Origin of the sequence: Acinetobacter lactucae (assembly GCF_013122135.1) — a bacterium.
In the GTDB taxonomy this organism is placed as follows: domain Bacteria; phylum Pseudomonadota; class Gammaproteobacteria; order Pseudomonadales; family Moraxellaceae; genus Acinetobacter; species Acinetobacter lactucae.
Map to the genome: position 1 here is coordinate 162491 of NZ_CP053391.1, position 16339 is coordinate 178829.

At 40.7% G+C, this 16339-nt stretch carries 13 protein-coding genes and 1 riboswitch; of the genes, 11 read left to right on the plus strand and 2 right to left on the minus strand.

What is annotated here, in order from left to right; all coding sequences use genetic code 11:
- Positions 1-7: 7 nt before the first annotated feature.
- From HLV59_RS00745 to lpxC, 5 genes are all read left to right on the plus strand, one after another.
- The gene (locus tag HLV59_RS00745; protein ID WP_032054508.1) at positions 8-934 is read left to right on the plus strand and encodes a D-alanine--D-alanine ligase; all 927 of its coding nucleotides are present in this window, start codon (positions 8-10) and stop codon (positions 932-934) included.
- 2 nt (positions 935-936) lie between these two features.
- Positions 937-1791: a cell division protein FtsQ/DivIB gene (locus HLV59_RS00750; RefSeq protein WP_016143786.1), complete on the plus strand. Its 855-nt coding sequence runs from the start codon at positions 937-939 to the stop codon at positions 1789-1791.
- A gap of 60 nt (positions 1792-1851) precedes the next feature.
- A complete protein-coding gene (ftsA, locus tag HLV59_RS00755; RefSeq protein ID WP_002122057.1) occupies positions 1852-3114 on the plus strand; it encodes a cell division protein FtsA in 1263 nt (420 codons plus the stop codon).
- A 164-nt stretch (positions 3115-3278) separates the two neighbouring features.
- Positions 3279-4454, plus strand: a complete 1176-nt coding sequence (ftsZ, locus tag HLV59_RS00760; protein WP_031949618.1) for a cell division protein FtsZ — start codon at positions 3279-3281, stop codon at positions 4452-4454.
- 110 nt (positions 4455-4564) lie between these two features.
- Entirely contained in the window at positions 4565-5467 is a 903-nt protein-coding gene (gene lpxC / locus HLV59_RS00765) for a UDP-3-O-acyl-N-acetylglucosamine deacetylase (RefSeq protein WP_031949617.1), read from the plus strand.
- A gap of 97 nt (positions 5468-5564) precedes the next feature.
- Here lpxC and HLV59_RS00770 read toward each other — a convergent pair whose 3' ends face one another.
- Entirely contained in the window at positions 5565-6011 is a 447-nt protein-coding gene (locus HLV59_RS00770) for a DUF721 domain-containing protein (protein WP_079748565.1), read from the minus strand.
- A gap of 100 nt (positions 6012-6111) precedes the next feature.
- Between HLV59_RS00770 and HLV59_RS00775 the strand changes: the two genes are divergently transcribed.
- The 5 genes from HLV59_RS00775 (at position 6112) to HLV59_RS00795 (ending at position 12986) form a co-directional block, all read left to right on the plus strand.
- Positions 6112-6804, plus strand: coding sequence for a M23 family metallopeptidase (locus tag HLV59_RS00775; RefSeq protein ID WP_031949615.1), 693 nt, complete (start codon positions 6112-6114; stop codon positions 6802-6804).
- A 248-nt stretch (positions 6805-7052) separates the two neighbouring features.
- Complete coding sequence (gene aceE, locus HLV59_RS00780; protein ID WP_016143781.1) at positions 7053-9770, plus strand: pyruvate dehydrogenase (acetyl-transferring), homodimeric type; 2718 nt, start codon at positions 7053-7055, stop codon at positions 9768-9770.
- 2 nt (positions 9771-9772) lie between these two features.
- Positions 9773-11758 (plus strand): 2-oxo acid dehydrogenase subunit E2, encoded by a 1986-nt coding sequence (locus HLV59_RS00785; protein WP_087089745.1) that lies wholly within the window; start codon positions 9773-9775, stop codon positions 11756-11758.
- 144 nt (positions 11759-11902) lie between these two features.
- Positions 11903-12181 carry a hypothetical protein gene (locus HLV59_RS00790; RefSeq protein ID WP_125739507.1) on the plus strand — a complete coding sequence of 93 codons (279 nt, stop codon included), beginning with the start codon at positions 11903-11905 and terminating at the stop codon, positions 12179-12181.
- Positions 12182-12209: 28 nt separating this feature from the next.
- Positions 12210-12395, plus strand: a riboswitch (yybP-ykoY riboswitch).
- Positions 12396-12410: 15 nt separating this feature from the next.
- Positions 12411-12986, plus strand: coding sequence for a TMEM165/GDT1 family protein (locus HLV59_RS00795; protein WP_062850360.1), 576 nt, complete (start codon positions 12411-12413; stop codon positions 12984-12986).
- Between the two features lie 61 nt (positions 12987-13047).
- Here HLV59_RS00795 and HLV59_RS00800 read toward each other — a convergent pair whose 3' ends face one another.
- A complete protein-coding gene (locus HLV59_RS00800) occupies positions 13048-15180 on the minus strand; it encodes a TonB-dependent siderophore receptor (protein WP_171429105.1) in 2133 nt (710 codons plus the stop codon).
- Positions 15181-15406: 226 nt separating this feature from the next.
- Between HLV59_RS00800 and HLV59_RS00805 the strand changes: the two genes are divergently transcribed.
- On the plus strand, positions 15407-16204 hold the full coding sequence (locus HLV59_RS00805) for an oxygen-binding di-iron domain-containing protein (protein ID WP_171429107.1): 798 nt from the start codon (positions 15407-15409) through the stop codon (positions 16202-16204).
- Positions 16205-16339 lie beyond the last annotated feature (135 nt).

Genomic DNA, 16339 nt, shown 5'->3' on the forward strand with positions numbered 1-16339 from the left:
TTTAAACGTGTCAAATGCTACAAAATTCGGCAAAGTTGCCGTGCTGTTTGGTGGGAAATCGGCTGAGCGTGCTGTGTCTTTGGATAGTGGTCAGGCAGTTTTGGACGCTTTGTTACGTTCAGGTGTGCAGGCTGAAGCATTTGATCCGCAAGACCGCAGTGTGACTGAACTTGTAAATTATGATCGTGCATTTATTGTATTGCATGGTCGCGGCGGGGAAGATGGCCAGATTCAAGGTGTGCTTGAATGGTTAAACCTGCCTTATACCGGAACAGGTGTGCAAGGTTCTGCTATTGGCATGGATAAAGTCAAAACCAAGCAAATCTGGCAAGGTAGTGATTTACCTACAGCGCCATATCGCATTATTACTAAAGAAACAGATTTAGATGCGGTGATTGCTGAGTTAGGCTTACCTGTCATTATTAAACCTGTGCATGAAGGCTCGAGTGTCGGCATGAGTAAGGTTGAGAAAGCAGAAGATTTTGCAGCTGCAATTGAGAAAGCGACTCAGCACGATGCTGTGGTGATGGCAGAAAAGTGGATCACTGGTCGTGAGTTCACAATTTCATTCCTAAATGGACAGCCTTTACCGGTTATTCGTTTGCAACCACCAGCAGATGTTGCTTTCTATGACTATGAAGCGAAATATCAACGTAATGATGTAGAGTATGGTATTCCTTGTGGTCTCAGTGAGGCAGAAGAGAAAAACCTACAAGCATTGTGTTTACGTGCTTTTCAGGCTGTTGGCGCAGAAGGCTGGGGCCGTATTGATGCGATGCAGGATGAGCAAGGCAATTTCTGGCTTTTAGAAGTAAATACTGTTCCGGGTATGACCAGCCACTCTTTAGTTCCAAAAGCTGCTAAAGCTGTGGGTTATAGCTTTGATGAATTGTGTGTTGCAATTCTTGAGCAAACATTGGAAGGTACGGCTTAAATATGGCACAACTTCCGGCTTCCATGCGCCGTAAACGTGCGGCTATCACCTCTATTCATGATAAACCGCCTACGCGTAAGCAGAAACTTGCGAATGCTGGTGGATGGGTGCTGTTGGTTATTGCTTTTGTGGTGCTGGCAGTCGGAATTTATGGGTTATATAAAGTTATTACAGATGCGACAGTTGCAAAGCTAGAAGTTGTAGGTTCAACGACGTCAGTTGAAACACAACAAGTGATGCAACATGTTGCTCCAACTATAAAAGCGAATTATTTCACATCTGATTTAGAACAAATTCGTGACAAAACATTAGAAATTTCATGGGTAGACCGGGTTGTTGTATCTCGTGCTTGGCCCAATGGTATTCGTGTTCGTGTCATGCCTCGACATGCTATCGCCCGTTGGGGAACAGGTCGCTTGTTAAGCGATGGAGGCGATGTATTTAGTGAGGCGGAGCCAACAATTCATCCTGAACTTCCGTTGCTTCATGGGCCGGTAAGTCAGTCAAAAATGATGATGCGACGCTATAATGAAATTAATCAATTATTCCATCCTGTCAATTTACGCTTAAAAGAGTTATATCTAACTGAGCGAATGACTTGGTTTATGCAGTTTGACTCAGGTTTACGTATTATTGTTGACCAAGATCAAACAATGAATAAGTTGCAACGTTTAAGTCATCTGGCACAATCTGACTTGAAACCGGTGTGGTCGAAAATATCAGCCATTGATTTGCGATATCGTAATGGATTATCTATTCAATGGAAGAACGCAACACCACCTAAAATTGTGAATGGTCAGTTTGTTGTAACGAGTGATGACACAAGCATTGCAGGTGGAACAAAAGCAAAGCCATAATACGTGGCTTTAAAATAGGCAATTTGCCTGGTATTAAACAACAAAGAAATGGTATGAGTGATGAGTGAAGCTGTTCCCTCAGTTGTTGCGATTGACATTGGGACGCATAAAGTTTCAGTTTTGATTGGAAAAATTCATGCGCCGGATAACATTCAAGTTATCGGTATGGCAACTGCTCGCAATCGAGGCATGAATAAAGGAAAAATTGTAAGCCTCGATAAAGTCATTGCTGCGATTAAAAATGCTGTTGCTGAAGCGGAAAATATGGCCGAATGTCGCATTCATAGCGCATGGGTATCGATTCCGAGTACCGAGTTGCAAAGTTTTTATGCCTCTGGTCGCACACCAGTATCTAATCCAGCACATGTGATTACAACAAATGAAGTCGTGCGCGCGTTAGAATTGGCAAAAGCAAGTCATGTGACTTCTGATTACTATTTAGCAAGTGCAGTGCCGTTAGGCTTTGAACTGGGTGATTCTGCTGAATGGGTGCAGAATCCAATTAATATGACTGCCCATAGTATGACTGGACATTATCAACTCATGATGATGCCTATAGCGACTATGCAAAACCTTGATCGTGCTATGAAAGGCGCAAATATCGGGGTTGAAAAAATGGTGGTGTCTTGTCTGGCAACCGCTGAGGCAAGCTTGCTGAAAGATGAAAAAGAGTATGGTGTTTGTCTGGTTGATATTGGCGCAGGCATTACCAATCTTGCTGTTTATCTGGATGGACGTTTGGCTCTAGCACGTACATTGCAACGCGGTGGTGAACACGTTACACGTGATATTGCTGCTGTATTGCAAACCACGACAGAAGAAGCTGAACGAATTAAAATTCTGCATGGTTGTGTCGATTTAAGTGCTGTTAAGCCTGATCACATGATTCAGGTAGAAGGAATTGATGGCCCTCAAACCATTAGCCGAATTGAGTTGTCAGAAATTATTATTGCCCGTTATGAAGAGATCTTTAGCCAGATTCGCGATGAACTCGAACAAAGCGGTGCAATTCATGGTTTATACCATGGGGTAGTATTGACAGGGGATGCTTGTCAAATAGAAGGTATGGTGAGTTTAGCTCGTCGTATGTTGGGTGTATCTGCACATTTGGGTAATCCGCCGTTACAGGTTTATGCTGATGATCAACATCAAGCAGCCTTACGTCGTTCTATGTATGCAACAGCAGCTGGTTTGCTCATGTTTAGCCAAAGTGAGTTGCAAGATGCTGTTGAAGAGCCTGAAGAGGCAAATGACCGTTCGGTATGGGAACGAATGGTAAATGGCTGGAATGCGTTTAATAGCAAGTTAAAAGCCATTTTTTAGGATGTATGTATTTATTGGTAGAATTGTTAGGAAGTTGTAAGAGAAAACCGCTGTACTTGACAAGGTTGGTATTGCACAGCATTCTTAAAATTAGTTATTTTTGAAAATCAAGGCAGTATACGGGCTGAAGTGACTGCCATAATGTATTAGGAACCCTAAAGGTCATGGCCTCATTTGAATTTATAGAAGATGAACTAAACGATGGCAACGGTCAAGCCCGTTTCACTGTATTTGGTGTAGGTGGTGGTGGCGGTAATGCCGTTCAACATATGGTGCAGTCTGATATTCAAGGTGTTAAATTCGTTTGTGCCAATACAGACAAACAAGCACTGGACTGTATGAATGCACCTTTCAAAATTCAGTTAGGCGAGCAAAGTACACGTGGTTTAGGTGCTGGTGCTAATCCTGAAGTAGGGCAAGTTGCAGCAGAAGAAAGCCGTGAAATCATTCGTCACCACCTTGAAGGTACCGATATGGTTTTCGTTACCGCTGGTATGGGTGGTGGTACGGGTACTGGCGCAGCGCCTGTTGTGGCTGAAGTTGCCAAAGAAATGGGTATTTTGACTGTTGGTGTAGTTACAACGCCATTTAACTTTGAAGGCCGTCGCCGTTTAAAATCTGCTGAACGCGGTATTGAAGCACTTGAAGCACATGTCGATTCATTGATTATTATCCCTAACCAGCGCTTATTGAGCGTATATGGCGATATTTCAATGAAAGATGCTTATAAAAAAGCTGATGATGTATTGTTAAACGCTGTACGTAGTATCTTTGACTTGGTTGTTAACCGTGGTCACATTAACCTTGACTTCGCCGATTTGAAAACTGCAATGAGTACTCGCGGTTACGCAATGATGGGTGCTGGTTTAGGTCGTGGTGAAGACCGTGCGCGTCAAGCTGCTGAACAAGCAATTCGCAGTCCCTTACTTGATAACGTAAATATTATTAATGCTAAAGGCGTGTTAATTAACATTACTGGTGGTGATGACATTACGTTACGTGAGACAGAAATTATTACTGACGTGGTAAACCAGATTGTTGACCTTGATGAAGGCGAAATCTTCTACGGTACAGTATTTGATCCAGATGCACGTGATGAATTACGCGTAACAGTGATTGCAACAGGTTTAACTCGTAATGCAGCAGATGCTGAACCGAGAAAACGTAATACGGTAAGCCATGCATCGACTCAGTCAGCTCAATCTGTTGATGAAGATGATGTTCCTGCAATCAATAAGCGTCAAAATGCTGATAATGAAGTAAGTAGTACAGCAAGTTCTACACCACGTTCTTCTCCAATGAGTATTCAAGATTACTTGAAAAATCAGCAACGTAAGTAAATTATCGTTAGTTTTAATGAAAGGCAGTGTTTAAACACTGCCTTTTTTTATTTTTGATCAATGACTAAATATGCTAACGTATAGCGGTTTTAAAAAAGAAGTTACAAAGCATGGTGAAACAGCGTACTCTCAGTCGTGTGGTAAAAGCGAGTGGAATAGGTCTTCATAGCGGTCAAAAAGTGATGATCAATTTCATTCCACATACCGTGGATGGAGGTATTGTATTTCGCCGTATCGATTTGGATCCACCAGTCGATATCCCTGCCAATGCATTATTGATTCAAGAAGCTTTTATGTGCTCCAACTTAGTCACTGGAGATATAAAAGTTGGAACAATTGAGCATGTAATGAGTGCAATTGCAGGTTTAGGAATTGATAACCTGATTGTAGAAGTGTCTGCTTCTGAAGTTCCAATCATGGATGGAAGTGCCGGCCCATTTATTTACCTTTTAATGCAAGGTGGATTACGTGAGCTGGATGCACCGAAAAAATTTATAAAAATATTAAAACCAGTTGAAGCCCTCATCGATGATAAAAAAGCAATTTTTAGACCGCATAATGGTTTTCAATTAAATTTTACAATTGATTTTGACCATCCTGCATTTGCTAAAGAATATCAATCTGCGACGATCGACTTTTCGACTGAAACTTTTGTTTATGAAGTTAGTGAAGCGCGTACTTTTGGTTTCATGAAAGATTTAGACTATCTGAAAGCCAATAATTTAGCGTTAGGTGCAAGCTTAGATAATGCAATTGGTGTAGATGATACAGGGGTCGTCAATGAAGAAGGCTTACGTTTCGCCGATGAATTCGTCAGACATAAGATTTTAGATGCAGTAGGTGATTTGTATTTGCTTGGTCATCAAATTATTGCCAAGTTTGATGGCTACAAATCAGGACATGCTTTAAATAATCAGTTGTTACGCAATGTTCAAAGTGATCCGAGTAATTATGAAATTGTAACATTTGATGACGAGAGTCAGTGTCCAATTCCATATGTGAGCGTGACATAAGTCCTTGTCTTTACTTGGCTACGTTATAATGTAACATTAAAAAGTGTGATTTTGGTCACATAATAATAATGTTTCTAATTAAGAAATAGAAAGCTCGTCATTTTTTATTGCTTGCCAAACGTAGTAAAGCTTGGCTAAGCTTAGGGTCGCTCACGAAGTCGGCTGCACTACGTAACATTTCTTGTGCTTCCGGGGGGATGGGTTTAGATGGCTCAGATGAGGGTGCATTGGAAATATTTTTATTTCTCAAACGAACCTGAATTCTTTGTAAGTCTTTTAACCCTTCAAGCTGAGATAATTTAGATACATATTGGTTCTGTAAGTAACTGAGTTGACTGATCATCGCTTGATTTTCACCAGTAATGATTAAAGAACCATTTTGATAACACACGACCTGCCATTGTTCCGGTTGGGGCAATAAGGGTTGGATAATTTTCGTAAGTCTTTGCCATTGCGCGACTTGCGTTGTTAGAAACGTAAGGTTTCCTGTTTTTATGTGTTTTCCGGTTTGTTGAAAAACGTTATCGGGTTTAGACATGGTCATTCTCGGATAGATTCTTGTCTTAATCTTAAGCGTTCATTTCAATCGATATCAAGGAAGAGATCATAAGGAACTTGAGTAAGAACAGTTTCAAGAGGTTTTTATGCACACGCGTCGTATTTTATTAGCGTTTTCACTTGCCGCTTCGGCAGCATCAGTTGCTTTTGCAGATTATCAAACAATTAACCAATCTACTGACTCAGATCGATTGGAACAACTATCAAAAACATTATCTCAAGGTTCATATACTCATCCCGATGATTTAGATCTTCCGGCGAGTGCGAAAGTTTCAGTGACCTTACGCCAAAAACCAGTTGAACTCAACAATGAGTCGCTCGCAAAGAAGTACGGTAGTACGACTGCAAAAAATTCATTTAAAGCCTCTTCTTCAAATCCTTACTCTTGGTTAGTTTCTCATCCTCTTCCTGATACAGTACGAGTTTCTTCGAACTTTGGTGGCCGCACCATGGGTGGTCGCGCAGAACATCATGGCGGTTTGGATATGGCGGCTCCGAGTGGCACACCAATTTATGCTACAGGCCCAGGTATAGTAACTAAATCTGGTTGGGGTACTGGCTATGGTCAATATGTTGAAATTAACCATGGTAATGGTTATTTAACGCGTTATGCGCATGCTTCACGTCTAATGGTGCGTGTAGGCGACCAAGTATCTGCAGGTGAACATATTGCTAATGTAGGGTGTACAGGTCGCTGTACTGGTCCACATTTGCACTATGAAGTAGTAAAAGATGGTCAACGTAAAAACCCAACTACTTACTTGGCAATGCTTCCATAAAAGCATAGTTAAAAGGGTGAGGTTATTAAATTTATGAATCTAAAACTAAGCTAAACCTTTTTTAACGCAAAGAATGTATAAAAAACGCCATTATTGGCGTTTTTTTGTTATTTTGTTTAATGCTCGGTCAATGACTATTCATTCAGAAAATAATAGGGCCCCCTCACATTCACCCGAGGCAATAACTTGAAAGGGGTAAAACGTGGTAAAAATACAAAGTAGATTAGAGAACAAGGAACAGGTGAATTATGGCGTTTTACGGTGACTCCGACGCACAAGAAACCCAAGAATGGCAAGATGCATTCGATTCAGTTTTACAACATATGGGAACTGAACGAGCGGCATTCTTGTTGGAAAAACTTTACCAACAAGCAATTGCTAAGCATGTTCCAATTCAACGTCTCAATACACCTTACTTAAATACAATTTCTGTTGAAGAACAACCTGCAATGCCGGGCGACCAAGATATGGAACGCCGTATTCGTGCATTGATTCGTTGGAATGCCTTAGCAATGGTACTTCGTGCGAATAAAACAGGTGATGATTTAGGTGGACACTTGGCGAGCTTCGCATCAAGTGCAACATTATATGACGTAGGTTTTAACCATTTCTTCCGCGCAAACAGCAATAGCTTTGGCGGAGATATGATTTATTACCAAGGACATTGTGCTCCTGGTATTTATGCACGTTCATTCCTTGAAGGACGTTTAACTGAAGAACAGTTAAGTAATTTCCGCCGTGAAGTTGGCGGTAACGGTTTACCAAGCTATCCGCATCCATATTTAATGCCTGACTATTGGCAATTCCCAACTGTATCAATGGGTCTTGGTCCAATCATGTCGATTTATCAAGCACACATTCAAAAATATTTGATGAACCGTGGCTTGATCAAAGAAGAAGACCGTAAAGTTTGGGCTTATCTTGGCGATGGCGAGATGGACGAGCCAGAAAGTACTGGTGCGATTTCGCTTGCTGGCCGTGAAAAGCTTGATAACCTTATCTGGGTTGTTAACTGTAACTTACAGCGTCTAGATGGTCCTGTACGTGGTAACGGTAAAATCATTCAAGAACTAGAATCTTTATTCCGTGGTGCGGGCTGGCGTGTCATTAAAGTAGTATGGGGACGTCATTGGGATCCATTACTTGCAAAAGACAGCACAGGCGCTTTAAAAGCGGTAATGGAAGAAACAGTTGATGGTGAATACCAACGCTATCAAGTGAAAGGTGGTGCATACACGCGTGAGAAATTCTTTGGCAAGTATCCAGAAGCTGCGGAACTTGTAAAAGATTTAAGCGATGAAGATATCGATAATCTTAACCGTGGTGGTCACGACCCTTACAAAGTGTTTGCTGCATATGCAGAAGCAATGAAAGCCAAAGGTCAACCAACAGTTATTCTTGCGAAAACTGTTAAAGGTTACGGTTTGTCTGAAGAAATTGAAGCAGTGAACAAAACTCACCAAATCAAAAAAATGCAGATCGACTCTTTAAAGTATGTACGTGACCGTTTCAACCTTCCATTTACAGATGATAAGTTAGAAGAGCTTCCATTCTATCGTCCAAGTGAAAACTCTCCAGAAATGAAGTACATGAAGGCGCGTCGTGAAGCGTTAGGTGGTTATCTACCTGCACGTCGTAAAGAGAGTGAAATTTTAGCGATTCCTGAATTATCTGTATTTGATGCTGTATTAAATGGTTCAAGTGGTAAAGAACAATCTACCACGATGGTGATGGTTCGTTTAATTGCTTCTTTACTCAAAGAAAAAGCGATTAAAGACCGCGTAGTACCAATCGTTCCAGATGAAGCACGTACTTTTGGTCTGGAAGGTATGTTCCGTCAGCTTGGTATCTATGCCGCTCACGGCCAGAAATATACCCCAGAAGACCAAGAACAGTTAATGCATTACCGTGAAGCAAGTGACGGTCACATGCTTCAAGAAGGGATTAACGAAGCTGGTGCGATGAGTGCATGGGCTGCGTTGGCAACAAGTTATTCAACTAATAACTTGCCAATGATTCCAATGTATATGTACTACTCAATGTTCGGTTTCCAACGTATTGGTGACATTGCATGGGCAGCTGGTGATGCGCAAGCTCAAGGTTTCTTGTTAGGTGCAACTGCTGGTCGTACAACGTTGAACGGTGAAGGTTTACAGCACCAAGATGGTCATTCACATATCTTGGCGAACACTATTCCAAACTGTGTATCTTATGATCCATGTTTTGGTTATGAATTAGCTGTAATCGTACATGACGGTTTACAACGTATGTATGTGAACCAAGAGCGTGTGTTCTACTACTTAACTGTGATGAACGAAAACTACGAGCATCCTGCAATGCCTGAAGGCGCTGAGGAAGGCATTAAACGTGGTATGTACTTGTTCGAAAAAGATGAAAAAGCAACTGTTCAATTGCTTGGTTCAGGTGTAATTCTTCGTGAAGTGATCAAAGCTGCGAAAATCTTACGTGATGAATACCAAATCCATTCAAACGTTTGGAGTGTAACAAGCTTCAATGAGTTGTCACGTGATGGTATGGCATGTGAAGAATACAACCGTTTACACCCACTTTCTGAAGAAGTGAAAGAGTCTTGGGTATCTAAACAGTTACGTGGCACAGAAGGTATCGTTGTTTCAGCAACAGACCATATGCGTGCTTACAGCGAACAAATCCGTGCGTATCTTCCAGATGGTCGCCCATTTGTTGCATTAGGTACAGATGGATACGGTCGTTCAGATACACGTGCTAACTTACGTAGTTTCTTTGGTGTTGATGCTGCACATATCGTTGTTGCTACTTTGAAAAAATTAGCTGACGAAGGTGAAGTGGATGCACGTTTAGTTAAAGACGCAATTTCTAACTTTGAGTTAGATACTGACCGTCCAGTGGCATGGGCTCCTCAAGCGCATCCAGAAGTTCAGGCAGTTGCTGAATATAATGAAACGCAAACAGGTGAGGGGAACTAAGCATGCAAATTAAGACCCCTGATATTGGTGTAGATAAAGCAGTTGTTGCTGAAATTTTGGTAAAAGTTGGCGACAGCATTGCAGAAAATGATAGCCTTGTTTTGCTTGAGTCAGATAAAGCCTCTGTTGAAGTGCCTAGCACTTCAGCAGGTGTGGTAAAAAGCATCTTAATCAAAGAAGGTGATAGCGTAACTGAAGGTACGGTATTGCTTGAACTTGAAGCTGAAGGAGCTGCACCAGCAGCTCAAGCAGAAGAAGCTCAAAAATCTGCACCAGCAGCTGAGCAAACAGCAGCACCGGCAGCGGCACAACAGCCTTCAACTGCTGCTCAACCAGCAACGGCAACAACTAGCCAAGTGGTTGAAGTTCAAGTTCCAGATATTGGTGTTGAAAAAGCACTGGTTGGTGAAATTTTAGTAAAAGTTGGCGAGCAAATCGATGTTGAGCAAAGCATCGTTGTGGTTGAGTCTGATAAAGCAACTGTAGAAGTACCAAGCAGTGTTGCTGGTACTGTAGAAAGCATTCAAGTTAAAGAAGGCGATACAGTTAAAGAAGGCGTGGTTCTCATTCAAGTGAAAACAACGTCTGCATCTAGTGCATCGGCTGAACCCGCTCCTACAACAGCAGCTCCGGCGGCAGCACCTGCACCAGCTCAGCAAGAAACTGTAGCATCGACTGCTACTCAATCTGGACCAGTTGATATTAACGTTCCTGATTTGGGTGTTGATAAAGCCGTTGTTGCTGAAATCTTGGTTCAGGTTGGTGACAAGGTTGATGTAGATCAAAGCCTTGTTGTCGTTGAGTCAGATAAAGCAACTGTGGAAGTTCCAAGTACTGTTGCGGGTGTTGTGAAAGCAATTCACTTACAGGCAGGTCAACAGGTTTCACAAGGTGTATTGCTTGCAACAATTGAAGCTGAAGGCCAAGCACCTGCTGCTGCACCAGCGGCAAAAGCAGAGGTAGCTCCCGCTCCACAGGCAGCAGCGCCTAAAGCGGCAACTCCTGCTCAGACTCAGGCTGTAGCTGCTCCCGCTTCTTCTGGTAATGATAAATTAACCAAAGAACAAGAAGCCGAAAACGCTAAAGTTTATGCAGGACCTGCTGTGCGTAAGCTTGCTCGTGAACTTGGTGTAGTTTTATCTCAAGTTAAAACTTCTGGTGAACATGGCCGTGTTGTTAAAGAAGATATCTTTGCGTATGTGAAGACTCGTTTAACTGCGCCACAAGCTGCACCAGTTGCTGCGGCTGCCCCAGCGGTTTCGGGCTTACCAAAGCTTCCTGACTTTACTGCGTTTGGTGGTGTAGAAGAAAAAGTACTGACGCGTTTGCAGCAAGTATCAATTCCGCAATTGTCGTTGAATAACTTTATTCCACAGGTAACTCAGTTTGACCTTGCTGATATTACTGAGTTAGAAGATTGGCGTAATGAGCTAAAAGGCAACTTCAAAAAAGAAGGTATTAGCCTGACGATTATGGCATTCATTATCAAAGCGGTTGCGCATTTGTTGAAAGAAGAGCGTGAGTTCGCAGGCCATCTATCTGATGACGGTAAATCAGTGCTCTTGCGCAATGAAATCCATATGGGAATTGCGGTAGCAACACCTGATGGTTTAACTGTGCCAGTACTTCGTAACCCAGACCAAAAATCAATTAAGCAAATTGCAGTTGAATTGGGTGTGTTAGGTCAAAAAGCACGTGATAAGAAATTAACACCGAAAGACTTACAAGGTGCGAATTTCACCATTTCAAGTTTGGGCGCAATTGGTGGTACAGCATTTACACCACTTGTGAACTGGCCGCAAGTTGCGATTTTGGGTATTTCACCTGCAACGATGCAGCCTGTTTGGAATGGTAAAGACTTTGATCCACGCTTGATGTTGCCATTGTCATTGTCTTATGACCACCGTGTAATTAATGGTGCAGATGCAGCCCGCTTTACCAATAAACTTACGAAACTTCTTAAAGATATTCGTACTTTATTAATCTAATATTTTGAAATGAATCATTAAAACCTCGCTTCGGCGGGGTTTTATTTTGATATTTAATTTATTTGGTTTTAGGTTAATCTAAAGACGAAAAAGAAGTGTCGAGAGTGGAGAAATTTCTCGTTATTAGTAAAGGAGAAATAATAAATGGTAGGATTTTTAAAAATAATGGTGCCCATCCTATTGATTGTATTTTTATTGATGGGAGTATGGGTGAGTGTTTTACACTTTCCTTGGGAGTGGGTGACCTACGTTGCAATGGGCTTGGAAGTATTTGTAGCAATGCTTATTTTGCCGTTTGAATTTCAATCACAGCACGTAGCTGGTATTAATAATTTAGGATTTATTAACTTAAGTATTTGTTTAGCTTTACTATTGGGCTTAGGACGATTGTTAGTTTGGGCATGGATAAAATTTTTTGTTTGAAAAATAGAATTGCTTGAATATAATAAACGCATACTTCATTGGGGAGTAGCCGCTATTCATTTCTACATGAATAGGTGATGATCAACATAATTGTTCAACAGAACATGGTCATCATAGCTTAAACGTCTCATCGTTTCCGAGTTGGCAAGACCTTTGATTTACCACTCTGCAGATATTTGGCTAGCAGGAGGGGTAGGTCATGGGCATTTATGCTAGCCAGAGAAACGACATGCAAGAATTTCTGATTTCTACTTCGATTGTTGCCCTCGCTGAAATGGGCGATAAAACGCAACTTTTGGCCCTTTTACTGTCTGCCCGTTTCCGTAAGCCAATCCCTATTCTTATTGCGATTCTTTTAGCAACTCTAATTAACCATGGTATTTCTGCTGTGCTTGGCCAGTGGATTACAACCGTCCTGAGTCCCGAAATTTTAGTTTGGGTACTTGCCGCTGGCTTCATTGGCATGGCGTTCTGGATGCTTATCCCAGATGAGCTAGATGATGAAACGGCAAGTATTAATAAATGGCAAAAATTTGGTGTTTTTGGTGCAACTTTTATCTTATTTTTCTTGGCTGAAATTGGCGATAAAACCCAAATAGCAACAGTAGCCTTAGCTGCACGTTACGATAGTATTTTCTGGGTGATGCTAGGTACAACCTTAGGCATGATGATTGCCAATGCGCCAGCTGTATTTATTGGTAATAAATTGGCTGAACGTTTGTCTATCTCACTCATTCATAAAATTGGTGCGGCTATTTTCTTAATTGTAGGTGTCTCTACTTTGGTACAACATTATTTCTTCTAAGTAATTTTTTAAATCGTACAAAAAAACGCACTCATAACGAGTGCGTTTTTTATAGGTAATTTTAATAGTTAAATTTTACGGTAAAGTTAATTTGACGTGGATTGCCTAAAGTCACCATATTTTCGTTTAAGGCGCCTGCATAATAATCTTTATCGAATAGATTACGGATCGCAAGTTGAGCGCCCCAATGTCCAGCGTCATAGCCAGCTTCAGTGTCAAAGACTGTATAGCCTGGAATATGGACATCTAGTTTATCCATAGTTTTATATGTTTCGCCTCGGAATCCACCGCCAACATACCAACCAATTTTTGAGGCAGGGTCAAATTTATAACGAGCCGACAAGCTATAAGCGTGTTCAGGAATATTATCGAGAGGCTTTCCAACATTACTTGTGTTTGCATCTTTACTAATTTCAGCATCTGCGGTGTAAGTATAGGTCGCCGTAAGTTTTAAACCATCTAATACATCTGCATTTAATTCTGTCTCAATACCACGAGTTAATTGCTCGCCACGTTGTACTTTGAAAGTCGTGTCTGTAGGGTCGTTGACTAATACATTTTGACGTTTTAAATCATACCAAGCAACGCTACCTTGTATCCGCTGATCAGGACTTTGCAATTTCATTCCGACTTCAATCTGTTTACCTTTTTCAGGATCAAAGGTATTTCCGGCAGAGTCTGACCCACTTGTCGGGAAGAAAGAGGTTGCATAGCTTACATAAGGCGCAACTACATCATTAATTGTATATAACAATGAGGCGTTACCTGTAAAAGCTTCTTCTGATTTTTTAGTATTGGTATTTTTAACTAAATCTACAGTTTGGGTTTGCGCCCAATCTTGGCGACCCGCAAGATTTAAAACGAGCTGGTCATTAATCTGAATGCGGTCACGTAAATATAACCCCATATACTTTAGGCGGTTAATATCGTGGTTTGTGACTTTTTCTGGACAAGTGACTGTAGTGCCGTATTCTGGTGAATAGAGATTTAAATTTGTGGCAGAACAGCGATTATTTAGATAATCATTTTTGTCTTGCAGACCATCTAATCCAATCGTTATTTGATGTGCCATATCTGCAAACTGGAAGGTCTTTTGGACACTATTGTCGATTGAGAAACTTAGGTTACTAACATCTTGATAGCGGGCTTGACGTTTAAGGGTCGTATAGTTTTTATCGGTCCAGCCATTATAAAATACAGCAGGGCCAATCATTTCTGTTTTTTGAATTGCAAAGTTTTGCTTAAATTCCCAACCATTATTAAAAGCATGTCTAAAATTATAACCTGTACGGAATACATCGGCATCATAAGCTCCGTAACTCGGTTCACCAATAAATAAGTCTTTTGGCAAACTTCCATTAGGATTGTCTTTTAATGTTCCAATAACAGGTAAGCCTTGCTGACGAATATATTCGCGGTGCTGATAACTTGCGATGACAGAAAGGTCGGTGTTATCTCCTAAGTCAAAATTATAAGAAGGGGAGATATAATAATTTTTAAAATAGACATAATCTGTCGGATCATCTTGATCAGAGATACGTCCATTTAAACGAAAAGCCCCTTTTTCACTATTATTAGGACTATAGTTTAAATCGAATGTCCCTTCTTTAAGATTGTAGCTGCCATAAGTCATAGTGGCCCGAGCAAAGCTTTCAGCTTGAGGGCGTTTAGTCACTAAATTGACCATACCACCTGGTTGTACCAGTCCAAAATTAACTGAAGCGGGGCCTTTTAAAATTTGTACTTGATCCATGCCCGATATTTCTGCTGCAACAAAGGTGTTTTGTTGAGCTTGACGTAAACCATCTATAAAAATTTGATCAGAAGAAGTTTGTCCTCGGATAATGAAATCATCCCAACCACGACGACCAAGTTTTCCAGCTCCTACACCTGCCACGCCTTCAATTGCATCTGCAAGTGTCTTTGCTTGTTTCTGATCAAGTTGCTCGCGGGTCACCACCGAAACTGATTGAGCAGTTTTAAATAAAGGAGCATCTGATTTTAAAACAGAGGTAGCTTTCGTTGCGACATAGGGTGAAGAGCTTTCTTTTTGCGCTTGAACAGAAATTGTGGGTAGAACATTGTTCGAATTCTGTTGTTCTGTTATTTCTTCAGCATGACTTACTGTCATCGAAGTAAAAATAGCAACTGCTAACAATGTTTTTGAAGTTGAAAAACGGAAGGGTTGATTCATGGGAGGCCTAAGCAGCACAAAAAGTAAATTTGATAATGAGAATTATTTTAATTTATTGTGGGTTAATTTTAAATAACATTATGATTCATTTATAAAATAAGAAAAGCAAAATCCATTTTAAAATATTATGAGAAAAATCAAATAATTCATTGTAAGAGTTGCTGAATCCCATTATTTTATTATGGATATAAAAATATCTAATATTTAAAGTTTTTTGGGGAATTATATGGGGTTTGAAAAAACTACATCGCAGATATTATTTGATAATGGTGTACATAAATGTATAAGTTTTACCAGTTTGGTCAAAGGGGAGGGCATTCAAGCTAATCAATTTTTAATTATTGATCATGAGCGTGCTGCTGTAATCGATCCAGGTGGCGATTTGACTTATGTTCCATTAACAATGGAATTAAATAAATATACTCGTTTGAAAAATCTGGACTATGTGATGGCCTCGCATCAGGATCCAGACATTATTACTTCAATGCCACGCTGGCTGGTCTATACCGATGCTAAAGTCGTGGCGTCAAAATTATGGGCACGTTTTCTACCACATCTAAATTCCTCGTTTATGAGTGATCGAATGAAAGGTAATTGGGAGGACCGTCTTATTGAATTACCTGACCGCGGCCAAGTGATTACTCTAGGAGAATCCAAGCTTGTGGTAGTTCCCGCTCACTTCTTACATTCGGTGGGTAATTTTCAGTTTTATGATCCAGTTGCTAAGATTTTATTTTCTGGCGATATGGGTGCCTCAATTGTTGAAGATGCTAATCAGCCTTTAAAAGATTTCGATACGCATATCATGAAAATGAAGGCTTTTCACCAACGCTATATGTGTTCCAATAAGGTTATCCGTTTGTGGGTCAACATGGTTCGGCAGATGGATATCGAAATGATCGTTCCACAGCATGGTAGTCCATTTATGGGGAAAGAAATGGTCAATCAGTTTTTAGACTGGATTGAGACATTGCCATGCGGCGTAGATTTAATGACAGAACAAGTTTTTAGTTGTCCTGCATAAATCTAAATATTATTTCTAATAATTAACCCAGATGAAGTTCTGGGTTATAAAAAGATAAAAGCTAAAAATAGAGCTAAAAGTATAATTAAGCGGGAATTATTTAGTACAGGCCGATATCTATTGCTGAAAAAGGCA